At 30.4% G+C, this 25,349-nt stretch carries 24 protein-coding genes and 1 tRNA gene; 14 read left to right on the forward strand and 11 right to left on the reverse strand.

From position 1 onward, the window contains the following. Positions 1–35: 35 nt before the first annotated feature. From GFU93_RS08295 to GFU93_RS08315, 5 genes are all read right to left on the reverse strand, one after another. Positions 36–2,954, reverse strand: a complete 2,919-nt coding sequence (locus GFU93_RS08295) for an ATP-dependent DNA helicase (protein WP_160568668.1) — start codon at positions 2,952–2,954, stop codon at positions 36–38. A gap of 703 nt (positions 2,955–3,657) precedes the next feature. Then, positions 3,658–3,731: transfer RNA gene (locus GFU93_RS08300), tRNA-Ala, on the reverse strand. Positions 3,732–3,741: 10 nt separating this feature from the next. Then, positions 3,742–4,173: an Rrf2 family transcriptional regulator gene (locus tag GFU93_RS08305; RefSeq protein WP_160568670.1), complete on the reverse strand. Its 432-nt coding sequence runs from the start codon at positions 4,171–4,173 to the stop codon at positions 3,742–3,744. Positions 4,174–4,187: 14 nt separating this feature from the next. Beyond that, positions 4,188–4,859: a 16S rRNA (cytidine(1402)-2'-O)-methyltransferase gene (rsmI, locus tag GFU93_RS08310; RefSeq protein ID WP_160568672.1), complete on the reverse strand. Its 672-nt coding sequence runs from the start codon at positions 4,857–4,859 to the stop codon at positions 4,188–4,190. A 15-nt stretch (positions 4,860–4,874) separates the two neighbouring features. Beyond that, on the reverse strand, positions 4,875–5,570 hold the full coding sequence (locus GFU93_RS08315; RefSeq protein ID WP_160568674.1) for a hypothetical protein: 696 nt from the start codon (positions 5,568–5,570) through the stop codon (positions 4,875–4,877). Between the two features lie 71 nt (positions 5,571–5,641). On the opposite strand from GFU93_RS08315, the gene GFU93_RS08320 reads away from it, so the two are divergent. Together GFU93_RS08320 and GFU93_RS08325 are read left to right on the forward strand one after the other, a co-directional pair. Continuing rightward, positions 5,642–6,247 carry a thymidine kinase gene (locus GFU93_RS08320; RefSeq protein WP_160557642.1) on the forward strand — a complete coding sequence of 202 codons (606 nt, stop codon included), beginning with the start codon at positions 5,642–5,644 and terminating at the stop codon, positions 6,245–6,247. 14 nt (positions 6,248–6,261) lie between these two features. Further along, positions 6,262–8,706 (forward strand): bifunctional UDP-N-acetylmuramoyl-tripeptide:D-alanyl-D-alanine ligase/alanine racemase, encoded by a 2,445-nt coding sequence (locus tag GFU93_RS08325; protein WP_160568676.1) that lies wholly within the window; start codon positions 6,262–6,264, stop codon positions 8,704–8,706. Between the two features lie 225 nt (positions 8,707–8,931). Here the strand turns inward: GFU93_RS08325 and GFU93_RS08330 are convergent, their stop codons facing one another. After that, positions 8,932–9,663 (reverse strand): S24 family peptidase, encoded by a 732-nt coding sequence (locus GFU93_RS08330; RefSeq protein ID WP_185150456.1) that lies wholly within the window; start codon positions 9,661–9,663, stop codon positions 8,932–8,934. 360 nt (positions 9,664–10,023) lie between these two features. Here GFU93_RS08330 and GFU93_RS08335 point away from each other — a divergent pair, with 360 nt between their 5' ends. The 5 genes from GFU93_RS08335 to yaaA all read left to right on the forward strand — a co-directional run bounded on the left by GFU93_RS08335 (position 10,024) and on the right by yaaA (position 14,093). After that, positions 10,024–10,293, forward strand: coding sequence for a hypothetical protein (locus GFU93_RS08335; RefSeq protein WP_105296408.1), 270 nt, complete (start codon positions 10,024–10,026; stop codon positions 10,291–10,293). A 253-nt stretch (positions 10,294–10,546) separates the two neighbouring features. Next, the gene (locus GFU93_RS08340) at positions 10,547–10,900 is read left to right on the forward strand and encodes a hypothetical protein (RefSeq protein WP_160542565.1); all 354 of its coding nucleotides are present in this window, start codon (positions 10,547–10,549) and stop codon (positions 10,898–10,900) included. A 261-nt stretch (positions 10,901–11,161) separates the two neighbouring features. After that, positions 11,162–11,896: a Fe-S cluster assembly ATPase SufC gene (gene sufC / locus GFU93_RS08345; RefSeq protein WP_160568678.1), complete on the forward strand. Its 735-nt coding sequence runs from the start codon at positions 11,162–11,164 to the stop codon at positions 11,894–11,896. Between the two features lie 46 nt (positions 11,897–11,942). Continuing rightward, positions 11,943–13,208 carry a Fe-S cluster assembly protein SufD gene (gene sufD, locus GFU93_RS08350; RefSeq protein WP_160568681.1) on the forward strand — a complete coding sequence of 422 codons (1,266 nt, stop codon included), beginning with the start codon at positions 11,943–11,945 and terminating at the stop codon, positions 13,206–13,208. 126 nt (positions 13,209–13,334) lie between these two features. Further along, complete coding sequence (gene yaaA, locus GFU93_RS08355; RefSeq protein ID WP_160568683.1) at positions 13,335–14,093, forward strand: peroxide stress protein YaaA; 759 nt, start codon at positions 13,335–13,337, stop codon at positions 14,091–14,093. Positions 14,094–14,109: 16 nt separating this feature from the next. Here yaaA and GFU93_RS08360 read toward each other — a convergent pair whose 3' ends face one another. Further along, a complete protein-coding gene (locus tag GFU93_RS08360) occupies positions 14,110–14,640 on the reverse strand; it encodes an RNA polymerase sigma factor (RefSeq protein WP_158254190.1) in 531 nt (176 codons plus the stop codon). A gap of 180 nt (positions 14,641–14,820) precedes the next feature. Here GFU93_RS08360 and GFU93_RS08365 point away from each other — a divergent pair, with 180 nt between their 5' ends. The 6 genes from GFU93_RS08365 (at position 14,821) to GFU93_RS08390 (ending at position 20,933) form a co-directional block, all read left to right on the forward strand. Next, the gene (locus GFU93_RS08365) at positions 14,821–15,366 is read left to right on the forward strand and encodes an HdeD family acid-resistance protein (RefSeq protein WP_160568685.1); all 546 of its coding nucleotides are present in this window, start codon (positions 14,821–14,823) and stop codon (positions 15,364–15,366) included. A gap of 289 nt (positions 15,367–15,655) precedes the next feature. Further along, positions 15,656–15,934 carry a co-chaperone GroES gene (groES, locus tag GFU93_RS08370; protein ID WP_055426187.1) on the forward strand — a complete coding sequence of 93 codons (279 nt, stop codon included), beginning with the start codon at positions 15,656–15,658 and terminating at the stop codon, positions 15,932–15,934. A gap of 34 nt (positions 15,935–15,968) precedes the next feature. Then, positions 15,969–17,597 (forward strand): chaperonin GroEL, encoded by a 1,629-nt coding sequence (gene groL, locus GFU93_RS08375; RefSeq protein WP_105296415.1) that lies wholly within the window; start codon positions 15,969–15,971, stop codon positions 17,595–17,597. A gap of 481 nt (positions 17,598–18,078) precedes the next feature. Beyond that, complete coding sequence (locus tag GFU93_RS08380; RefSeq protein WP_160568687.1) at positions 18,079–19,005, forward strand: mevalonate kinase; 927 nt, start codon at positions 18,079–18,081, stop codon at positions 19,003–19,005. Positions 19,006–19,058: 53 nt separating this feature from the next. Beyond that, on the forward strand, positions 19,059–19,955 hold the full coding sequence (locus GFU93_RS08385; RefSeq protein WP_160568689.1) for a UbiA family prenyltransferase: 897 nt from the start codon (positions 19,059–19,061) through the stop codon (positions 19,953–19,955). An 81-nt stretch (positions 19,956–20,036) separates the two neighbouring features. After that, positions 20,037–20,933 (forward strand): pseudouridine synthase, encoded by an 897-nt coding sequence (locus GFU93_RS08390; RefSeq protein ID WP_160568691.1) that lies wholly within the window; start codon positions 20,037–20,039, stop codon positions 20,931–20,933. A 21-nt stretch (positions 20,934–20,954) separates the two neighbouring features. Here the strand turns inward: GFU93_RS08390 and GFU93_RS08395 are convergent, their stop codons facing one another. Beyond that, the gene (locus tag GFU93_RS08395) at positions 20,955–21,950 is read right to left on the reverse strand and encodes an acyltransferase (RefSeq protein ID WP_105296419.1); all 996 of its coding nucleotides are present in this window, start codon (positions 21,948–21,950) and stop codon (positions 20,955–20,957) included. A 10-nt stretch (positions 21,951–21,960) separates the two neighbouring features. Then, on the reverse strand, positions 21,961–22,983 hold the full coding sequence (mltG, locus tag GFU93_RS08400) for an endolytic transglycosylase MltG (RefSeq protein WP_160568693.1): 1,023 nt from the start codon (positions 22,981–22,983) through the stop codon (positions 21,961–21,963). 129 nt (positions 22,984–23,112) lie between these two features. Here mltG and GFU93_RS08405 point away from each other — a divergent pair, with 129 nt between their 5' ends. Then, positions 23,113–23,835: a shikimate dehydrogenase gene (locus tag GFU93_RS08405; RefSeq protein WP_160568695.1), complete on the forward strand. Its 723-nt coding sequence runs from the start codon at positions 23,113–23,115 to the stop codon at positions 23,833–23,835. Between the two features lie 8 nt (positions 23,836–23,843). Here the strand turns inward: GFU93_RS08405 and GFU93_RS08410 are convergent, their stop codons facing one another. Together GFU93_RS08410 and GFU93_RS08415 are read right to left on the reverse strand one after the other, a co-directional pair. Continuing rightward, on the reverse strand, positions 23,844–24,599 hold the full coding sequence (locus GFU93_RS08410) for an SDR family NAD(P)-dependent oxidoreductase (protein WP_160568697.1): 756 nt from the start codon (positions 24,597–24,599) through the stop codon (positions 23,844–23,846). An 89-nt stretch (positions 24,600–24,688) separates the two neighbouring features. Continuing rightward, positions 24,689–25,348, reverse strand: coding sequence for a hypothetical protein (locus tag GFU93_RS08415; RefSeq protein ID WP_160568699.1), 660 nt, complete (start codon positions 25,346–25,348; stop codon positions 24,689–24,691). Between the last annotated feature and the right edge of the window lies 1 nt (position 25,349).

The raw sequence follows: 25,349 nt of genomic DNA on the forward strand, positions 1-25,349 counted from the left end.
AATATATTATCTTCCATAGTATTTAATTCTTTCTTTTATTCACTAAACATATGTGGATTACAATAATATCGCATATCACATTCACCGCATTGCTTTTCACCTTTAGGCGTACGACTCATATCGTAATCTTTTGATTCTATTCTGTTTACTACCTCAGAAAATATATCAATCGTAGCGTTTATATTATCTATATTTGCTTTAAAAGTAATGTATGGGATACCATCATCTTCTTTTGGGTAGCACAAATGCAGTTTACTTATTTTTACCCCTTTGTTTTTCTCGATAATATGCGCATAAACTTCCAATTGACGTTGGTATTGGTTCAACAATTTTCGCTCCTTAGGGTCAGTTGAGTTTACATCGGGTTTATCACCTGATTTGAAATCCACCAATTCTACTGTTTCATTATCACCCTTTATAAGGTCGATAGTTCCTTTCAGAATATAATCTTCTTTTACCAAAGACACATCAACTTCGGTTTCTAATATCAAATTCCAACGACTCTGATTGCGGTCACGATACCTTAACACCTGTTTCAACAATGCGTTAAGCTGTCCTTGGTGTAGATAACTTCTTTGCTGTTTGGATAATAGTTGATAATTACGATTAAACCAATCGGTTATATTATCATTAGTGAGCTTATTTTCTTCTTTCTTCAATACTGCACGATGAATATCTTCAATCGTTTGATGTAATAAACTACCCCCTAAAACGCCCCCTGTACGAACTTCAACAAATCCTAATTCTTTATAGAATTTATATTGTAAAGGACAGTTTTCATATAATAAGATATCGGATGTAAAAGCATATTCACGCTTTATATTGATGGGTTTTAGGTTTTCTAATTCAAGCAATTCGGGTTTAAAACGTTTATCTGTCCAAGATGGCAATTTATTAAAAGTATCCGCAAAATGTTTGGATGGTGTGCGTCCTTGTCCCTCTCTTGTACAAGCTGATAATACCAATAGGTTCTGAGGTCTTGAAAAAGCAGTATAAAACAACCTGTAAAAGTCATAATACTTAGTTTTTTCAATCGGTTCGAAGGGTGGCTTGTGATAGTAGTCTGATTGAAGTTTCAAATCAATATCATCATATTGTTTTCGTGGTGATGCGTTTAGTGAACCAACAATAACAATAGGGAATTCAAGCCCTTTGGATTGGTGAATAGTCATAAATGAAATACAACCTGAGGGAGCGTATTCTTCAAAGTCTTCATATTCTTCAAGACCACCTTCCTTCAAAAATCGTAAGAATTTATTAAACAATTCTTTTAATGTTCTGTCAATATTCTTTTCTGTAAAAACAGTGAAATTATAGGTATGTTCAAACTTAAATAATAGTTTGGAGAACATAGCGATATTATATGTTGCTCTCAGGTCTGTTTTCTTTTCTTGTAGGTTGACATCCAAATATTTTGAAAACATTGGAAATTCAAGAAGTTGATACAAAAGGGCAGCAAATGCATAGTTGGTACTTTGAGAAAAGTTATTATGAGCTTTCATCTTACTCAAAGTCCACTTATAAAGTGTTTTGTGAGTTTGTGAGTCTTTCGTAAACTCATTCATAAATTCTACCTGACAACCTCTATAATAATCCCATATATCCAATTCTGCTGTATCATTCCATTTCAGACGTTGAAATATGTCAGGAAATATGGTAACAAATGCACCAATCAGCAAACGTATTTCTTCACGTTCAAAAAACATCTTGGAACGTGGTGAGAATACAGGTATGCCCTTATCTTCTAAAAATTCAGCTAATCCAATGGCTTGGTCACTTTGAACAGATTTGAATAGAAATGCTATTTGATTGTAATCAGTCAGTACACCCTTATCTTTTAAATCTTTGATGAAATTATAAACTTCTTGATGATAAGCTTCTGTATCATTATGTTTAGATACTTTTATCACAGCAGGGATGTTTGGAAATTCACCATTATTTGGTTTGATGGTCTTTTCATATCTGAAAGTTTTACCATTATGATTCCAATTATGTCTGTTCATAAACCTGTTATAGAAATTGATAATATCAGGGTGTGAACGATAATTGGTATCTAATGTAACCTTTTTACAAGTCCCTTTTTCAAAGTGTGTAGAAAACTCTAAAATATTTCGTATAGAAGCTCCTCGAAAACGATATAAACTTTGATCATCATCTCCAACAACACAAATATTTTTGTGTTTATCAGCTAGTAATAGAATAAGACGTTCTTGAATAGTATTGGTATCTTGATATTCATCAATCATAATATATTTAATCTTATTCTGCAATTCTGCTAATATATCAGGATTGTACTCTAATAACTCAAGAGCTTTACTCTGTATAGTAGCAAAATCAATAACATTTTCTTCTTTCAGCAGTTTTTGATATTCTTTGTAGAAATCACCAATCACTTGTAAATCAGGCTCATCAGAATTGTATAGCTCATCAGGGTCGATATATTCTTCTGCTATTTTAGATACATATTTTACAACGATATCAGCTTTAATCCAATTGGATAAATTTATCTTCCAAATGAAGTCACTATTTTCAACTGCTGTGAATCTATTGATATTTCTAAATATAAGATATCGTTGGTCAAATTGATCAAGAATATTATAGTTTCGGTTAAGACTCGTAAACTCTCTATATTCTTCCAATATTCTAAGAAAAATAGAATGTAGTGTACCAATATACATTTCATTGAGATTAATATCTATCCCAAGTTGTAATAATCGATTTGAAATTCTTGTGACAAGTTCTTTTGCTGCTTTCTCAGTGAATGTAGCAACAAGTATATTCTCTGCATTAACACCTTTTGATATAAGGTAAACTACACGTTCCACAAGGGTTTTTGTTTTACCTGCTCCTGGACCCGCAATTATTAGCAGGGGGCCTTCTGTATTTAAAATAGCTTCCTTTTGGTTTTTATTAAGAGCTTGTTTATCGATTTTCCATATTTCTTCTAATACCATTGTATATCAACATAACGTCAAAATCAAAGGATAAATATATATATTAATATAAAATAAAACAACAAAAAGTAAAAGGCTTATACTTAATACTTTGACACTAAACAAAAACAAATCAATTTTATAAACCATTATTTGTTTCATGTATCTATAATTAATTGAATATAAAAACAATGATGGGAAAATTGTTTATAATAAAAAATGTTAGGGAAAACTTATTTTCGAGCTAGATCCAAATATGCATCATGGAAGAAATGTAATATCTTCTCGAATTATTAGGAGTTTAACCGGAAGAATAGGTAAATAAGTTGAAACTTTCTTAACAAACGGTATCTAAACTTGAGAAAAAGGAGTAAATAAATGATAATATTCTAGATAAAAATGCTTCTGCTCTACATTTTCTTATTGAATCCATTAAGATTTATAAAGAAAAGGGTATTAATTATAATAAATATATGTCAAGATGAATCATTCAGTTACGCTGTTCATTATAAATATGCTATTTATCCTATTGAAAAAATAGTAGAATTCTATATTATAAAATAAGCACTTTATGAAAAAATGATTTAATAGAGAAACTGTTTAATAAGTAAAATAATATTTATTTATTGAAAATAAAAATCAAACCGGCTTTATAGATATTGCCTAAAAATAAAAACACCGAATATTATAATTCGGTGTTACAGATATTTGAATTTTAATCTTGTGGAGCTGATGGGGCTCGAACCCACGACCTTTAGACTGCCAGTCTAACACTCTAGCCAGCTGAGCTACAGCCCCGAATTTTCGATCACAAAGATAACTTATTTTTCTTTTTTGCCAAACTTGCTATGGTTGTTTTTCTATATATTTCTAAGGTTGCATCTCGAACTTCTATAAATACATCGCGTATGGTACAAGTATCTTCTGTTGTACAAGTATCACACGGCTGATGGTACATAATCGACACACAAGGCAATAATGCTATCGGACCATCCATTAATCTAATCACTTCTATCAAGGTTACTTTTTCGGGGTCTTTATTCAATCGATACCCTCCTTTTGCTCCTCTTCTACTGGTTAAAAATTGTGCATTCTTAAGGTCTCTTAAAATATTTTCCAAAAACTTTTTGGGAATATTTTCATCATTAGAGATTTCTGTCGACAATATACTTTTATCCTTATCTTGTCTTGCTATATAAATTAAAGCTTTTAAAGCGTATTTACACCGGTTGGAAATCATAAATCTAAAGATACTTATTTTCCTTCAATTAGTAAAACTATTTCGCCTTTCAAAGGCTTTTGTTTGCATATTTTTACTATTTCGCCTACGCTACCCCGCAACGTTTCTTCATACATTTTGGTAAGTTCCCTGCTTATGCTAACTCTTCGATCTTCTCCGAAGATTTCAGAGATTTGTTCCAAAATATTATTTATTTTATGGGGGCTTTCATATAAAATAATAGTTCTGCTCTCTTGAGATAGCTCTTTAAGTTTTGTTTGCCTTCCTTTTTTGGCCGGTAAAAAGCCTACAAAAATAAATTCATGAGAAGGAAGCCCGGAGATAGCCAGGGCAGGAACAAAAGCCGTTGCTCCCGGAAGGCATTCTACCGATATATTTTTTTCGATACACGATTTTACAAGCATATATCCGGGGTCCGAGATACCCGGTGTTCCGGCATCGGTGATTAAAGCAATGACACGTCCTTCAGAAATTTGTTGAGTATATCCCTCTGTTTTTTGATGTTCATTAAACATATGATATGATTGCATAGGTGTTTGGATATCGTAATGCTTTAAAAGCTTTCCGGAAGTACGAGTATCTTCTGCCAAAATTAAGTCTACTTCCTTCAAAAGACGTAAAGCCCGCAGGGTTATATCTTCCAGATTTCCAATAGGAGTTGGAATTAAATATAGCTTTCCACTCATATATTTTATAAACTTTTAAGAATCAAACCTGTGTACTATTAAACCGGATAGACGTTCCACATATTCTTCTTTGTTTTTCCAATTGTATTTTACGAACATTTTTTCCATCCATCTTTTTGCTTCTTCTATGGTTTGGGTTTGGTTTAACTGAGCAAATTCAGCATCCATATCTGATTTGCTGCCATTAAACAATTGACTGATAAATGCTATGGAATCATTAAAATCTAAATTAATTGGTCGTACAATTCTATTCTTTTCTTGAGGTTTTATTTCTGCAATTTGGATATTCAGAGAATCCATTTTTTTTAAATTTTCTTCCTCTGATTTTCTCATCTCTTCAGTTGTATCAACTGCTTCTACAAAGGGATCCTCAACATTTTGTTCTTCTGTGATTACATTGTTTTCAACATTATCTTTTTTTATTGAGTCTATAGGATCAGACACTTCACTTGCCGCCTCTTTGTTCGTTTCATAAAAATCTCTAACCTCTACTTTTTTTTCCTGAACTTTTCCATTACTTTCTAAACTTTCAAGAATCTGCTGATATTTAGAAGTAGATAATTGTTTTAAAAAAATAAATTTTTCGTATAAATTTTGAATTTTCTGCTGATGCGACAAAAGACCTGAAAAGCTTTGCACACGGCTAATTTCTCCGGCAATGGATTTTATTTCCTCTAGAACTACCTTTTGAAATATTTCTTTAGCATTCATAATTTGCTTTTTAATATGTTCGTTAATTTCTACTTTTGTAAAAATTTTTATTAAAGACCCGAAATTTACAAATGTTTCTTGAAAATACAACAAATAGCACTCAACAAACTGGCTGGATTGAAGTAATTTGCGGTTCCATGTTCTCCGGTAAAACTGAAGAACTTATACGCAGACTTAAACGTGCAGAATTTGCAAAACAAAAGGTTGAAATTTTCAAACCTGCCATGGATGTAAGATATGATGAAACATTGGTGGTTTCCCATGATCAAACTTCTTATCCCAGCACTCCTATTGATAATCCTTTAGAAATTCCTCTTTTGGCAGCCGATTGCGATGTTGTAGGAATCGATGAAGCTCAGTTTTTTAGCGATACTATAGTGGAAGTTTGCAATCTACTTGCTAATCAAGGAAAACGAGTTATAGTTGCAGGTTTGGATATGGATTTTAAAGGCAGACCTTTTGGACCGATGCCCTTTTTAATGGCTACCGCCGAATACGTAACAAAAGTACATGCTGTTTGCGTAAAAACCGGAAATTTAGCTAATTATTCCCATCGAATTTCATCCGGTGAGAACTTGGTGGAATTAGGAGAAAAGGACAAATATGAACCTCTAAGCAGGCAAGCTTTTTGGGAGATAATGAATAAGGAAAAAGTACAGAAAAAGGATGAAATTTAACTAGAGATTCTACGATGAAATATTCAGCATCTCAACTGGCTCGAATTATCGATGCCCAACTCATCGGCAATCCTGATAGAATAATTAAACATGTATTCTATGACAGCCGAAATATAGTATCTCCTGCCGATGGTACTTTTATTGCATTTAAAGGAGTTCGAGACGGACATACTTATATGGAAGATGCCTATAATAAATCGGTTCGAATTTTTATAGCGTCACATATTCCCTCAATGCATCCCGATGCTACGTATTTGATAGTAGATGATACGGTTTCTGCATTGCAAAAATGGGCTCGTCATCACACAAATTCTTTTCCTAATCTTCTAACTATAGGCATTACCGGAAGTAATGGTAAAACTATACTAAAAGAGTGGCTTGACCAATGTTTATGGGATGAATTTTCAATTATAAAAAGTCCTAAGAGTTTTAATTCTCAAATTGGACTTCCCTTATCTCTATTACAAATTACTTCTAAACACAATTTAGGAATTTTTGAAGTCGGAATTTCCAAACCCGGTGAAATGGATAAACAGGAAGATGTTTTGCATCCTTCGATTGGAGTTCTCACAAATGTACTGGCAGCTCATTCCGAATATTTTAAAGATCGGGAAGAGCAAATTGTGGAAAAAATTAAACTTTTTAAACACTCAAGGGTAATTATTTATCCAAGTGATCCGATTATTTCAAAAATAATTCAAAAAACGTATCCCAATAAAAAATTAATTTCTTTCGGAAAGGAAAATTCAGACATCCAATTATTAGATATTTCTCTTACCGGTAATACAACAGAATTGAACGTTTCCATTTGGGGAGAAAAAAGAAAATATACTATCCCTTTTACTGATAATGCCTCTATTCAAAATGTATTATGTTTAGTAGCCGTACTTTCTGAATTGGGTTGTAAATACGATTTTATACAAGAAAAAATTTTTCATTTGCAACCGGTATCGATGCGTTTAGAACAAGTATCGGGAATTAACAATTGTACTATCATAAACGACACCTTCAACTCGGATTATCAATCTTTGGAAATAGCCTTACAGTTTCTTTTTCAGCAAAATAAACCTAAAAAAGTATTGATATTGTCGGATATTTTCCAATCTCGTCTTCCTGAAGCTGCATTGTATAAAAAAATTGCTGACTTGGTTAATTCTTTTCCTTTACATCATGTCCTTTTAGTAGGAGAAAAAATGCACCAATATCAAAGCTTATTTAATGCTATATTAAAAAGCTTTTTGTCCACAGCAGAAGTTATTAAGTTTTTAGAAAGTCGATCTATAAAAGACGCTGCCCTATTAATTAAAGGGGCCCGCGCGTTTGAATTGGAAAAAGTCGCTCAATTATTGCAAATTCAATCTCATGATACCATACTGGAAGTTAATCTGAATTCACTTTTGATTAATGTAAATTATTTCAAAAGTCAATTAAAACCTAAAACTAAAATTATTGCCATGGTTAAGGCTTTTTCTTACGGTTTGGGAAATTTTGAAATTGCAGAAGTTTTACAATATTATCATATAGACTATCTGGCCGTAGCTTATGCGGATGAAGGTATTAAATTAAGAGACCGGGGGATTTATTTACCTATTATGGTTATGAATCCTGAAATCAGCAGTTATAATCGTGTCATTGAATATAACTTGGAGCCGGAAATATACAGTTTTAGGGAACTTGACTTATTTACACAAAAATTAAAAGAAAAAAACGTATCGGATTATCCTATTCATATTAAAATAGATACCGGAATGCATCGCTTAGGCTTCCAACCCGATGAAGCTCAAAAATTAGGTGACTTATTAAAAGATAATATTTATGTAAAGGTAAAATCGGTTTTCAGTCATTTTGCAGTGTCCGATGTGTTAGAGCAAGAAGAATTTACCAGATTACAAGCGACGAGACTGAAATATTCATTTGATCTATTAGTTAAAATATTAGGTTATCGACCTCTTCTTCATATAGCAAATTCAAACGGTATTCTTAATTATCCCGATTATCAATTTGACGCCGTTCGTTTAGGTATTGGTATGTATGGATATATTGATAACGAAAAGGCTTTAAAAATGCTGGAAAATGTAATTACTTTAAAAACTGTTATCTCTAATATTCACAATCTTAAACCCGGAGAAACAGTCGGATATGGTCGACATTATGTTGTTGAAAAAAATTCTTCTATTGCAACTTTACCTATTGGCTATGCAGATGGTATTCGTAGAATCATAGGAAATGGTAAAGGATATGTAACGATACAGGGAATGAAAGCTCCTATCATTGGAAATATTTGTATGGATATGATGATGATTGATGTAACGGGCATTGCTTGTAAGGAAGGTGACCCAGTCACTATAATTGGTGAAAATCCTAGTTTGAAAGAATATGCTGACTGGTATCAAACAATTCCTTATGAAGTCTTAACCTCTATTTCGCCCAGAGTAAAGCGCATCTATTACAGGGATTAAATATTCCTTATTATACTATTATATTTGAGGATCATCTATATTCTTATATAATTTTGAACTAATAAGCCTTTAATTACTATCGATCACAATATTATTTATTTATAAAAAATTTATAATATCTACAGGTTTTAAAAAAAACGGTTAAGGTAAAAAAGTTACTTTATGAAGTTTACAAATAAATTTTACTTAACCGTATAAAATCTTAAATGTATTAAAAATAGTAATTTAATTATGCAACCGTATACTTGCTCGTATTAACGCAATAGCATTTATATGTTCCATTAACATATCTTTAGGCTGATGATGTTGATTCTGTGAAACCAGCTTTATATAATTGTCTCCTAATTCGGATTTTTGGACAAACTTAACGGTAATATATTCACTCCAATCATCAATTTTTATAGATAGTAAATACATTTCTCCCCAAAAAATTTTATCTAAAGTTATTTCTTTATATAATACTATATCACCACTTTTCAGTAATGGATACATGGAATCTCCTTTCACATATACTCCTCCATCGCAATTAGCTATACCCGGTATACGAATTCGATCCAGAACCGCTTCACTGGAAGTCCCCTTAAAAAGCTCAACCAAACCGGCCGTAGCTTCTAAATCATATAATGGAACATCTTGTATTTCTCTAACAGGATCCGCCGTTTTACGGTGCACATTTATCGGAACAGTAATAATTTCTTTTCCCCTCGGAAATCCTGATCCTCTTTTTAACATGGATTCCCTTCCGGTAAGAAGCCAATTTACATTTATTTCATCAAACTTATTGGCAATATCTTCTAATATGTCATAAGAAGGTTTAGTTCCTTCCCTTTTTAATCGGTTTAATTTTTCCGAAGAACTATATCCCAACCCATTAATTGCAAAATCATGAACACTTCTAAATCCTTTATATTTAATGATCTCAGCTATTCTTTCAAAGAAATTTGTGTTATTTTTCATATTTTATTTATTTTTTGCAAATATGTTTGTATGTTTGTTTTGTATTATAACGTAAATATACATTATTTTTTTAAAAACCCATATAATTACCAGAAAATTAATTTATTAGATATCGAAATTTTTATTTCGATTTACAAACAAACAAGAAAGATGTTAACTAAATAGGAACTAATAAATAATTAAATGAATATTAAGAACAAAATACCATTTTTAAGATTGATTCCACGAATTATAACGGTTTAATTAATATAGTTCGCGAATCTAAAATGCTCCAATTATTAATATTCAATTATAACCCGATTTAGCCTAGTCTCAATTAGCAATTAAAAAGAATTAATTCACCAATTAATAAACCATACCATGAGAAAAAGAAAATTAAACATCCATGATTTAAGAACCTGTTTAAGCTATGATTCTGAAGTTCGAAAATTTCTTAGTTTAAAGGAAAGATGCATCATCCATCATAATCAGATTAAAATTTTAGAGTGGTCCTACCCTTTAGAAATACCCGTCGACCTCATTGATAAAATTGAAGATAAATTAGATGAAATACGTCGAAAAAGATGGAAACGACCTGAGTTTCATTTTGAAAGAGAAAGCAACCATATTACGAGAATACAAATAAAATGAAAGAAAATATTCTTTTTTTATGATTTATCTATTGATATGTTACCGATTTCATTTAGTAAGAATTTCCTTTTTTTATTCTTTTTTATTAAAAGCTTCTTTATTATTAGCTTTTCTTATCCCTTAATTTTCAAGAAGTAATAAGCTAATAATTTTTGTTATCGAAACAAGACACCCTAAAAATTAATATTTTATATGATATAATTAAAGTGTATTTCATATTAAAACCTTAAATAACAACCTTTAAAAAGTCCATATGATACCATATTATAAAGAAATTAACGAAACACTATTTGATTTTTTTATCCAAAACAAAGGTGTGATCCTTGTTACTGTGATCAGTATGATCGCTCGTTCCTTATATAAAGGAACTTCGGTATGCAGACTTCTTATTAAAACACCCATTTCCATAATAATAGGAATTTCTATGGGGATACTGATGCAAGAATTTACCGATGTATCCCACAATACTATATACGTATTATGTATGCTTACCGGTGCATATACGGGAGAAATTTTAGATGGCATTGAACAACTTTTAAAGTGGATTCCATCGGCTTTAAAGAAAATTATAAGTAAAAAACTGGATATTGACGATAAAGACTCTTAATTTAAAGAGAATCAACATCAATTGAATTCATTGAATTTATTAAAACATACTTTTTTAAATAAGAAGTATTTTAAAATGAGAGATTTTCTGTGAAATATTCCATTTAATAGGAAACCTTTGCATTAGTAAGTCTTTGAAAAATATTTATTTAAATAATGTTAATCAATTTTGAAATCAATAAAATTTATAACCTATTTTTTACAGCAGTTATAAAGGTAGTATATTTGTTTTTGAATAAGTTTAAGATAATATACGATAAAAATGCTATCAATAAAAAATTTGCACGCAAGAATTGGAGAAAAAGAAATACTTAAAGGAATAAATCTTGAAATCAATAAAGGAGAAGTACATGCGATTATGGGGCCTAATGGAGGGGGAAAAAGTACGCTTTCCAACGTAATTACCGGAAGAGAAGATTATGAAGTTACCGAAGGTTCTATTCTTTTAGACGGAAAAAATTTGTTAGACCTTGCTCCTGAAGAAAGAGCCAATGACGGAATATTTATGTCTTTTCAATATCCCGTGGAAATTCCTGGTGTAGGCGTTTCCAACTTTTTAAAGGCAGCCATAAATGCTAATCGCAAAGCTCGCGGACAGGAAGATATTTCGGCACAAGAATTTTTACAAAAAGTTAAAGAAAAATCTGAAATGCTTGAAATAAGAAAAGATTTTCTTTCCCGATCTCTTAATGAAGGATTTTCAGGTGGTGAAAAGAAAAGAAATGAAATTTTCCAAATGGCTATGTTAGAACCTAAATTATCCATTTTGGATGAAACGGATTCAGGGCTTGATATTGATGCATTACGTATTGTTTCTAATGGGGTTAATAAATTAAAAAATAAAGATAATGCCGTTTTAGTTATTACTCATTACCAACGCTTATTGGATTATATCGTTCCTGACTTCGTACATGTTTTAATGAACGGAAAAATTATAAAATCGGGAACTAAAGAATTAGCATTGGAATTAGAAGAAAAAGGTTACGATTGGTTATAATTTTCAAATACGCCAATCAGTCATCCTCTTAACTAAAATTAGTAAAATGAACATTCCACAACATACAGAATTAGTAAAAATTATAAAACAAGCTCAACAAACATTAGAGAATAGCAGTCTTCCTACCTCAAAAAATGAAGATTGGAAATTTTCAAAAATAGAAGATTTTAATCCGGAAACCTATGAAGCTGCAAAAAATAATCCTGTTTCTAAAGAGATTATAGAGAGTATTTTAGGTAATGAATCGAATTCTTTTAAAATAGTTTTGATTGATGGAATCATTTCACCAATGTATTCCAATTACCCACAGGATTCATGGAAAGTGCTTCCTTTTTCTGAAGCTTTAAAAAATGAAACGTATCAAACAATTATTCTCTCTAAGCTAAATTCCATTTCTAATAATGAAAATTATTTTAACGTATTAAATACGGCATCATATCAAGAAGGTACTTTTATTTATGTACCTAAACATACAATAGAGAATCAGTTAATTGAATTAATCTATATAAGCTCAAAACAAGAATATAAAGCCATTAGCAACCTTCGTAATTTATTTGTCATTGAAGATCAGTCTCAAATTCAAATTTCTGAAAGAATTCATACGCTTTCTGAATTGGACTTCTTTCATAATATCGTTACAGAAATAGTTGTTGGAAAAAATACGAATTTCAGCCTTTATAAAATTCAGGATGATAAACATTCCTCTTGTTTAATAGACTCTACCTATATTGAACAAGAAAAAGACAGCAACGCTTTTGTGCATACTTTTTCTTTTGGCGGCAAAACGGTTCGTAATGAATTATCTTTTGATCACAAAGGAGAAAATATCAATTCAACGTTAAAAGGTGTTACTCTTATAGGAGAAGGACAAGAAGTGGGAAATCATACACTAGTTAAACATAACCAACCTAATTGTGAAAGCCATGAACTTTATAGAGGGATATATCAAGATTCTGCACATGGCATATTTAACGGAAAAATCAAAGTAAATAAAATAGCTCAAAAAACGAATGCTTTCCAGCAAAATAATAATATTTTGCTATCTGAAAACTCGAGCATCGATACGAAACCTCAGTTAGAAATTTTTGCAGACGACGTGAAATGTTCCCATGGGTGTACTGTAGGGCAACTTGATGAAGATGCCTTGTTTTATATGAAACAAAGGGGAATTCATGAGAAAGAAGCTAAAGCTTTACTTATGTTCGCATTCTGTGCGGATGTAATGGAATCTGTTTCCATTCCTTATTTGAAAAATAAAATAAACAAGATTATTGCTCAAAAATTAGATGTAAATTCTGATTTTGAAATATAAAAAATATATATAATTTTTTTCAAAGGTTAGGATTAATTCCTAACCTTTCGTATTTAAATAAGTTAAATTCAACGTTTAAACTTCAATCTTTTTTAATAACTTAGCTACATCGCTAATAAATTTTAAATGAAAATACTTCTTTCTCCGGCAAAAATTATGAGTTTGGAAACCAATTCAAGCTGGAATCAACACACTCAACCCGAATTCATTGATTATAGTAAAAAATTACAACATGTTTTAAAGGAATATTCTCCTTCTGATTTAGAAAATCTATTGAATATCTCATCAAAATTGTCCGAAGAAAATTGGGAACGAATTCAGAAATGGACTCCCAATCCTTTAAAAAAGGAATGCGTACAGGCAATTTTTGCATTTAAAGGAGAAGTTTACAGAGGGCTAGATGCCGAATCCTTATCTAAATCCGCCTTAGATTATTTACAAAAAAATTTATTAATTCTTTCAGGTCTTTACGGTTTGCTTCATCCTTCAGATGATATTATGTTATATCGATTGGAAATGGGCAAAAAACTTAAAACCGAACAAGCCAACGATTTATATGGATTTTGGAAAGATATATTGAATACTTATTTGAATAACTTACTTGAAAATGATGAACCTATACTAAACCTTGCGAGTAAAGAATATTTTAAAGTAATTGACTTAAAAAAGTTGAAAGGTCAAGTTATGGATATTGAATTTAAAGATTATAAAAATGGAACTTTAAAAAGCATTATGATGTATTTTAAAAATGCCCGTGGAAAGATGACTCGTTGGTGCGCTGAAAACTCTATCACCCATTGGGAGGATATCAAGACGTATAATGAGGACGGCTATGAATATTCAGATCAATTATCTACAGAAAAAAGTTTAGTATTTGTCAGGTAATTAAAGTAAATTTTTTTTAAGATAAAAGCTTACGTGCTCTCATCAAGCTTACTTTTACATTAGCTAAAGATAAACCGGTTTCTTCAACTATATCTTTAAGCTTTTTACCTTCTACATATCGAGAATAAATTAATTTTCGATAATTTTCAGGAAGATTATTTAATCTTTTTTCAAATGCTTCTAAATTTTGTTTATCAATAAACAACTGCTCAGGCGATGGTTCCCAATCTCTTGGCTGTTGATAGTCATCGTCTAAAAATTTATTTTTATCCTTATTTTTTTTTCTTAAAAAATCTATGGCTGAATTATGCGCAATGGAAGTGACCCAAGTTCTAAAATCAAAATCAGAATTGTATAAATTTAACTTACTTAAAACTTTTGTAAAGGTTTCAACAGTGAGCTCTTCTGAATAATTTTCATCTTTCACTAAAGAAAAAATATAGGACTTAATATCACTCCAAAATAAATTTACTATTTTACTTTGAGCCTGTTGCCTGGAATTTTTTGCTTCTTCGATTAGCTGTAATAGATCTAATTTATTTTTCAATTTGAAATTATTCTCTTTTTTAGTTGACAATCTACAATAATAATACCTAATTAAAAAAATAAAAATTTAATAGTTGCACTTATTATATGAGTACTTATCAACCTTTATTTCATTTGTATATAACAATTTCATGGCATTATTTTTGAAATTATCTTATCCTAATAATTACATAAAATTTATATGAAATCATTTATAAAAAATTGGTGGATTATGCTCCTTTTAGGCATATTGTTCATTTTAGCAGGTATTATAGTAATGGTGTCTCCTACTCCATCACTAATTTTCTTAACAACATTTTTTTCTGTCTCTTTTCTGATTTTTGGTATTTTTGAAATTGTTTTTTCATTAAGTAATACTCATACCAGCAATTGGGGATGGTATTTGGCCGGTGGTATTTTAGATTTATTGGTAGGGATTATATTAATATCCTCCAATATATTTACTCAAATGGGAATCTTATCTTTCTTTATTGGCTTCTGGCTGTTATTTAAAGGAGTTAGTTTAATTGGCCACTCGTTTGATATTAAGAACATGGGGTTAAGTAATTGGGGATGGTTATTAACTTTAGGCATACTGGAAGTTATCCTTTCATTTGTAATAGTGGTATTCCCTCCAATAGGATTAGCCGCTTTGCTAATATGGGTTAGCATATCTATGTTGTTTTTAGGAATTTATTACATCAGTTTATCTTTTAGTGTTAAAAAAATAAAAAATAATATAGTTTAATTTTAAATTATCTATATTTCATTATAGACCTTTGATATTTTTATTTTATCAAAGGTTTTTTCATTTATACTTAACTTTTTAAACGTATTTTAAACTTATAGTGCTGTATTACAGATACTTATTTATAAAAATAAATACCCCACTTAAACCATATATATAAGTCATCTGACACCTTGACGCGTTTACTTTCTTTTTGTCATAAAACTTTTATTTGGCATATTTTTAGAAAAAAGAAAAGGGTATTACCAATTAGTTTAAAAAAATAATATAAAAATTAAAAATAATAGATATGTCAGAACTATCAATTAAACCATTGGCTGACCGTGTAGTAGTAGAGCCGGCAGCTGCTGAAACAAAAACAGCTTCAGGAATCATTATCCCTGATAGTGCTAAAGAAAAACCACAAGAAGGGGTTATAGTTGCAGTAGGAGCCGGAAAAAAAGACGAACCGTTAACTGTTAAAGTTGGTGATAAAGTTTTATATGGAAAATATTCCGGAACTGAACTAAAACTTAATGGAAAGGATTATCTTATAATGAGAGAGTCTGATATTTTAGCAATTGTTTAATTAAACCAAATACTCAAATCTTAAAAAAATTAAAATGGCAAAAGATATAAAATTTAATATTGAATCTAGAGATGCCCTTAAAAAAGGGGTAGACGCTTTAGCTGACGCTGTTAAAGTTACTTTAGGACCTAAAGGAAGAAATGTAGTTATACAAAAATCTTTCGGAGCTCCTCATGTAACTAAAGATGGTGTTACTGTTGCAAAAGAAATTGAATTAGAAGAGCCTATTGAAAATTTAGGAGCTCAAATGGTTAAAGAAGTTGCTTCTAAAACCAATGATGTTGCCGGTGATGGAACAACTACAGCAACTGTATTGGCACAAGCTATTGTAAGAGAAGGATTAAAAAATGTAGCTGCGGGTGCAAATCCAATGGATTTAAAAAGAGGGATTGATAAAGCAGTAGCTGCTGTTGTTGAAGAATTAAAAAAACAATCTCAAGAAGTTGGTTCTGATTCAGAAAAGATCAAACAAGTTGCATCAATTTCTGCAAATAACGATGATACTATCGGTTCACTTATTGCTGAAGCTTTCGGTAAAGTAGGAAAAGAAGGTGTTATCACTGTGGAAGAAGCAAAAGGTACTGATACTTACGTAGACGTAGTAGAAGGTATGCAATTTGACAGAGGATACCAATCTCCTTACTTTGTGACTAATACAGATAAAATGATCACTGAGCTGGAAAATCCATATATTTTATTATGCGATAAAAAAATATCCAGCATGAAAGATTTACTTCCAGTGTTAGAACCAGTTGCACAACATGGTAAATCTTTACTTATTATTTCTGAAGAAGTAGATGGTGAAGCATTGGCTACTTTAGTAGTAAATAAGTTAAGAGGGTCTTTAAAAATTGCTGCTGTTAAAGCTCCGGGATTTGGAGACAGAAGAAAAGCAATGTTGGAAGATATCGCTATTTTAACAGGTGGAACTGTTATTTCTGAAGAAGCCGGATTAACTCTTGAAGGAGCTACATTAGAAATGTTAGGTACTGCTGAAAAAGTATCTATCGATAAAGATAACACGACTATTGTTAATGGTGCAGGAAGTGATGAAAACATCAAACAAAGAGTAGCTCAAATTAAAGCTCAAATTGAAAATACTACTTCTGATTACGATAAAGAAAAACTTCAAGAGAGACTTGCTAAATTAGCGGGAGGAGTTGCTGTTTTATATGTAGGGGCTGCTTCAGAAGTTGAAATGAAAGAGAAAAAAGACCGAGTAGATGATGCATTACATGCAACTCGTGCTGCTGTTGAGGAAGGTTTTGTTGCCGGAGGTGGTGTCGCTTTAGTTCGCGCAATTAACGGAATTGAATCTCTTAAAGGTATTAATCAAGATGAAGAAACCGGTATCAAAATCGTTAGAAGAGCTATTGAAGAACCACTTCGTCAAATTGTAGCTAATGCCGGTGGTGAAGGCTCTGTTGTAGTTAATAAAGTTAAAGAAGGAAAAGATGATTTCGGTTACAATGCCAAATCTGAACAATACGAAAATATGTTCAGCGCCGGAATTATTGACCCTACTAAAGTAACTCGTGTTGCATTAGAAAATGCGGCTTCTGTTGCCGGAATGTTATTAACTACTGAATGTGTAATTACTGATATTAAAAAAGATGAACCTGCAATGCCTCCAATGGGTGGAGGAATGCCGGGAATGATGTAATAATCACATTTTTTCTTTATAAAAATAAAAAAATCCCGGAATTCCGGGATTTTTTTATTTTATTTTAAATTATTCAATTAATTTTTAGAATATTCTTTTCTTTATATTTATACCGTTATTTATTGAATTTATTTTCCCCCATACATTACAACTAGTTAACTTCTTATTTAAAAAACCGCCTACAACAGGTTAACTTGCTAATTAGGTGATTAATAGCAATTACATCCAAACCTAAAAAACTAATGATACGTATGCAATATCCCAAAATTTGTATATAAATTAAGTTAATGTTTTAATCTCTGAAAAAATTAATGCCAACTTTTTCATTATCAGCATGAATATTTTGTTTTTATATCCATTGGATTTAAATAGTTTTTAAAATTAGAAACTTTCAAAGGTTTATAAAAATATTAGTTAAATTTTAATTACAAAATTAATATAATGTGTAAATTTGTAATGTTTTTTGAAGAATATATAAAATATGAAGCATCCTTTATTTTATGCAAAAATTTTACTCTTTGGAGAATATGGAATTATTGAAAATTCAAGAGGGTTAACCCTACCCTACAATACCTATAAAGGAACTTTACAGTTTTCTTCAAAACTTAATGAAATTGAATCAAAATCAAATAAATCATTGCATAAATTTGCAGATTATTTGAAAACTTTATCATTGCCTGAAAAATTTTCGATTAATATTTCTCAGCTTGAAAAAGATATTGAAAAAGGAATGTTCTTTGATTCTAATATTCCTCAAGGATATGGGGTTGGTAGCTCCGGTGCTCTGGTAGCAGCTATCTTCGATAAATATTCTGTAAATAAAATCTCATCTGATAAGATTCTAAAAACTGATTTAAAAGATTTAAAAAACGTTTTAGGACAAATGGAATCTTTTTTTCACGGAAAAAGTTCAGGTATTGACCCTCTTATCTGTTATATGAATATCCCATTATTAATTCAGCCTAATGCAGATGTTGACAAAATAGGATTAACTGAGAGTAAAGATGGAAAAGGAGCTGTTTTTTTAATTAATTCCGGTATGCCCGGTGAAACAGAACCTATGGTTCAGATTTTTTTCGAAAAACTTAAAAATGAAGGTTTTAGAAAAACTTTAAAAGAAGAATTTATAAAATATAATAACAATTGTATAGATTCTTTCCTAAATAGGGACATGGGATCCTTTTTTCAAAACTTGAAACATCTTTCTCTGTGGGCCTTAGATCATTTTACCCCCATGATCCCTCGAAAATTTTTAAAAATTTGGAAAAAGGGTATTGATACTAATACCTATTATTTGAAACTTTGCGGATCGGGAGGAGGCGGATATATATTAGGTTTTACCCAGGATTATGAAGCTACTGAAAAAATGTTAAAAAATTATAAAAAAGAAATCGTATATCGTTTTTAATTATAAATCCCATAATTTTTTTTGTATTTTTACCTGATTAATATCCTTAATGGATGTACTCTTCAGGAAAAAAAATATTTTTAATTAACCTTTCTTTTTTGGTTAGAGTTAGAATTTTTAATGTAATTATGCTAATTCTAGCCATGTATATTTCTGCTATCTATTTATTTGGTGATGAAAAAAATATTGTCGAAAATTTAAAAAATATAAAGCTTCATGGTATTATCTTATCCTCATCACTAAGTGCCATGGCTGGTTATATTATAAATTTTTTTTACGATCAGGAAAAAGATATGATATATAAACCGATAACTTCTATATTGCAACGATTTATCAGTAATGGAATAGCTTTACGATTTTACATTTTTTTCAATTTCGTATCTTTAACTATTGCCATAGTGTTATCTTATCGTATTTTTATTTTTTTTCTAATTTATCAATTTATCATTTGGTTTTACAGCCATAAACTTAGTCGAATAGTTTTTATCAATAATTTGACTAATTCTGCAATCATGCTTTTTCCTTTTTTAGCGCTGTTTTTATTTTATGAAAATTTTTCTTCTTACATTTTATATCTTTCTGGATTTTTATTCTTTATCATATTCATAAAAGATATTTGTAAAGATCTTCTCTCCTATAAATATGATCATCTATTTAACTACCATACTTTGCCTAATACTTTAGGTATTATACCTACCAAAATTATATTAAATATATTATTTTGTTTATTATTAGGTATTTCCTTTCAATTAAGTTGCGAACCTCATCTTTATGAAATACGACTTTATTATTTACTAACCATACTATTATGCGTTTGTTCGATTGTGGTTATCTGGTTAAGTAAACCTCAATATATTCAGATATTAATATTTATGATCAAATTTTGGATTTTTTTAGGCACTATTTCTCTAGTATTTATTGATGGGAATCCCTTAACTTTGCACTTTTAATGAAGTTTGTTTAAAAATAGCTTTCTACCCTATTTATATTCACATATATCATAAAGGTATATTAACATAGATTTGTAACAGATGAAAAATAATAAATCATACGACAGAAGAGGCTCTGGAAGAAATGAAAAGTCTCATAAAAAAGAATATTTCAAAGCCAATGATAAAAAGGAAAATAAACCCGGTAAAAAAAATAAATTCGAGGATAAAAAACGATTTGCATCAACTGCTCCATTTAGAAAAAGATTACCTAAAACTCCTAAAGAAAATGACGGAACAAGACTTAATAAATATATAGCAAATTCAGGAGTTTGCAGCAGAAGAGAAGCGGATATATTTATTCAAAATGGAGTTGTTGAAGTTAACGGAAAAATTATTACAGAATTTGGGTATAAAGTACAACCGGGCGATGAAGTATTTTTTGACGGGAGATATATTCGTCCTGAGAAAAATGTATACGTACTTTTGAATAAACCCAAAGGTTATATTTCAACCACTAAGGATGAAAAGGCCAGAAAGACCGTATTAGATCTAGTTGCCAACGCTTCTCCTTATCGTTTGTATCCTGTTGGCCGATTGGATAGGCAAACCACCGGTGTACTTCTTTTAACCAATGATGGAGATCTTACTAAAAAATTAACCCATCCTTCCCATGAAGTTAAAAAGATTTATCATGTCACATTAAATAAAAAAGTTTCGGTTGAAGATTTTGGAAAATTGTTGGATGGTTTACGATTTGAAGAGGGTATAGCTAAGGTTGACAAGATATCCTATATTGAAGGAGCTCCAAAAAACGAAGTAGGGGTTGAAATCCATATCGGGTGGAACCGTATAATTCGAAGAATGTTTGAAAGGTTAGGATATGAGGTAGAAAAGCTCGATCGGGTTATGTTTGCCGGACTAACTAAAAAAGCATTAAAACGAGGTTACTGGAGAATTCTCACAGACCTCGAAGTTAATACTTTAAAAATGCTTTAATTATTATAATATTAAACTTTCCTATTGGAAAGTTTTTTTCTTTATAGTTATCTTATTAACAATATTGTCAACTAATTTTTGCCAAATATACGCCAAAATAATTGTTACAATAAATGCGCAAATATCTTGAATATTTGAAGGTAAAAACAGATAAAATAAGAATAAGATTTTTTCGTGGAAAATAAATAAGGTAAGACTGTGAATTCCAAAAAAAGTGAGAATAGGAAATTTATACGACTTAAATAAAGAAAAGAAATAACATAAGAACATACACAATGGGAATGTTATAAGAATAAAAGGAGCCACATAAATTCCATATTGTTCAAAATAGGGAGTATAATAATAAAAATAATAAAGAAAGCTTACTCCTGCTATTAGACTTAATGCACATAAAACTATTGTAAATTTGTTTAATTCATATTCCTTATTTCTAATTAAGAAATCGGCTAACCAAAATCCTATTACATAATGAGGAATTCTAAAAGTTAAATTATAAAGATAATCATAATTCCCATTAGTAGAATAGCTAAAAACATATGCTGCTATAATAGCAAATATAGTAGTAACATTCTTGTTAATTTTAAAAAATTTATAATATAATGGCGTTACCAAATATAAAAATATAAGTGCCGGTATATACCAATCGTATATTTTTCCTAAACCCACATTTCTCCAGTAGCCTAAGGTTGTTAAATTATAAAATAATGAATCTGTATTCCAAATTCCCAATTTTATCGCTATAATAGTTACTATTATAACAATTGGATAGTAATAAGGTAATATACGTAACGCTCTTTTTTTATAAAAATGTCTTATTGAATCATCATTATGGATTGAAAAATAGACTCCAAAACCGGATACTAATATAAAAATATCCACCCCTCCATAACCTATACGCTTAAAGAATTCAAAAAATGTTGATGTACCTACCTGCACATGCGAATGGAAAAACATGACCCATAAAATGGCAACACCCATCAATAAAGTTCTATACTTACTAAGCAAATTTAATTTCATAATATTTATTTTAGTTTATTTTGATTGAGTTTAACCATTCTATATATGCTTTTGCATTTTTCATATGTTCTTCCGGTTTTGAAGTAAAGGCATGTCTGCCGGTATTTCTAATAGCGCACATATATAAATATTCAGTTTTAGCCGGATTTAAAACGGCATCGATTACAAAATCATTAGGAATACAAATAGGTAAAGGAGGTAAGCCTTTATACTTATAGGTATTATATGGAGAATCAATAGATACATTTTTTACTCTCTTGATTTGAACCTTAAAACCATATACCTTTCTTTCTGCATACTGAACGGTAGGATCCGATTGTAATTTCATATTTTCTTTTAAACGATTAAGATATAAGCTGGCAATGATGGGCAATTCTTCTTTATTTACATATTCCCTTTGAACTATGGAAGCTAAGGTATAAACTTCTAAAATAGACAACCCTAAGTTATAGGCTTCTGCCTTTCTTTTTTCATTCCAAAAACGGTTATGAATAGTTTCAAATCTTGAAAATAATAGTTCCGGCGAAGTATTCCAGTCCATATAATAGGTTTCCGGAGTGAAATATATTTTCAGTTCTTCTACATCATTATATCCTTTTAATGATGCTTGTTTTTTAAAATAATTTATAAAATGTAAAGAATCGTCCTCTAAATTTTTACCTAAGTCGGAAGCCAATTCATAAATGTCATCATATGATTTAATTCTTAAATGAACTTCATCTTGTTTGCCCAATAATAAACGTCTGATTAAATCTTTATTATTTTCTCCTACATTTAATTTATATCTCCCGGCTTTTATTTTATTCGGATATTTTTCGGCATAAGCTACTTTGTCAAAAGATTCAATGTCTTTAAGATAAGGAGCGATCATTTTTTTTACCTGATGGTAACTAGCTCGAGTTGGAATATATATAAGCTTTTCCTGTATAACATTTGAGCTGTAATATTTTTTGTAATAAGGAACGCCTACAATAATTAATCCCAACGAAAATAATAAAAACAAAATTATTATGACAATAATTATTTTTTTCATATTCGATTACTTGGTTCGATAAACATCCAATATGGATTGAACGCTGCAAAAATACATATCTTTATTTAATTTGTATAATATAAACTCGGGTTTTTATATATTTGTTAGTAACTTCAAGTTTAAAAAAATATGATTTTAGGTTTATTAGGAAAAAATATTTCTTATTCTTTTTCCAAAAATTATTTCACGGAAAAATTTAAACTACAGGGATTAAAAGATTTTTCCTATAAAATATTTGATATTCCTTCCAAAAATGATATTTCAAAACTTTTTAACACGCCAGATTTACTCGGTTTTAATGTTACCATTCCTTATAAAAAAGATATACTAGATTTTCTAGATGAATTAAGTCCTGAGGCTGAAAAAATTGGGGCTGTTAATACGGTTAAAATTAAAGGTAAAAAAAGGATTGGTTATAATACCGATGCAATCGGTTTTAAAAACTCATTAGTTCCTTTATTAAAACCTCATCACCAATCGGCTTTAATTCTCGGTAACGGTGGAGCTTCACAAGCGGTCGCTTATATTTTACACCATCTTTCCATACCTTATACAATCATCTCCCGAAACGGAATAAATACTTATAGCTCATTAACCCAAGAAATAATTTCATCTCACAATTTAATTATAAATACAACACCGGTAGGAACTTATCCTAATATAGATGATTGTCCCCCTGTACCCACTCATTTTTTTACCCCTGAACATTTAATTTATGATTTGATATACAATCCGGAAGAAACTAAATTGTTACAACTGGGAAAAAAAGCAGGTTCACAAACTAAAAATGGATTGGAAATGCTTCATTTACAAGCTGATCATGCCTGGAATATCTGGTATGAAAATAAGTAACTAAAAAATTATTTTCTGTCAAATAACGTTCCGGAAGCTTGAGCTTTCGGAAATATGGTCATATCCGCAATTTGTACATGATCAGGTCTTGATACTGCATAATAGATAGCGTCCGCTATATCTTCTGCGACTAAAGGCTCAAATCCCTGATATACAGCATCTGCCCTTTTTTGGTCTCCTTTAAATCGAACCAAGGAAAATTCAGTTTCAACAGCACCCGGAGCAATATTGGTAACCTTTATCCCTTGAGTTAACAAATCCATTCTCATTCCTTTACTGATTGCTTCCACGGCATGTTTGGTAGCACAATATACCGTTCCTTTTGGATAAGTTTCCTTTCCTGCAATAGAACTTATGTTTATTATATGTCCTCTTTTGTTGGCAACTAAAATAGGAACGACGGCTTTGGATACATACAGAAGTCCTTTAACATTCGAATCGATCATCGAATCAAAATCATCAATTGAAGAATCCAAAAATGTGTCTAATCCATGGGCATTTCCTGCACAATTTACTAATATATTTATATCTTTCTTATTTTGATCCGACAAACTTTCTATTGCAGAAAATACCGCTTCTCTATTTCCAACATCAAATGAAAGAGTGGTTATTTTCACTTTATCTTCCAATGCTTTTTTTATATCGTCCAATCTACTTTTTCTTCTTCCACAGAGTATAAGATTGATTCCATTTTCAGCGAATATTTTCGCCGTAGCTTGACCTATACCTGAAGTAGCCCCTGTAATTAAAGCTGTTTTTTGCATATACTATTTTTAAAGAATTTACCTACTAAATATACAAAATTATTCCAATTAAAATAGTTTATAAAAAACAGTTTGTATATTATTTGACTTTATTCAAAATTCGGAAAATTCTCAACCAATTCAATATCATCAACTCTAAAACCTCTATCATTACTTGCCGCTTCACTAATCAATTCTAAGGTTGAAATTTCTTTTAAAATTTCATCCGGAATTCTGATCATTACGCCTTTATATTTGTTTCTATTGTTGAAGGCATTGAGTTCAATATCGGGTAATGTCAGCTCTTTCTCATTAAATCTAATCCTTAGCTTGTTTGTATTAGAAATTTCATCTGAGTTATAAATGTTTGCATTGAAATTATATCTCAAGGCTATATTTTTTCGGTTTCCTAATGGAATATGACTTATGATTAAAGACGATTCTTTGTTTGCCGGAAACCATATAAAAAATTCTTTCTTGGCAATTTCACTGGTCCCGTTTAATTTTCTTATATCAGCCAGTTTAAATGAATCCGAATAAACTGCTCCTACTGCTTCTCCATCAAAATTAGTAACCGCAGATATTTTAGGCCATGGACTTGAAATAATTAATCCTCCCTTGACTTTAGTTACCTTATTAAAAGTTTCTTTAAAAAATCCGCTTGGAGGAATTGGTGGCGTTGAGTAGTCATCATTATCAACACAGGAGATAAGAAATCCCTTAACCACTAATCCAATTATTATAAGTGAATATATGTATTTTAATTTCATC

Origin of the sequence: Apibacter sp. B3546 (genome assembly GCF_009827885.1) — a bacterium.
Classification (GTDB): domain Bacteria; phylum Bacteroidota; class Bacteroidia; order Flavobacteriales; family Weeksellaceae; genus Apibacter.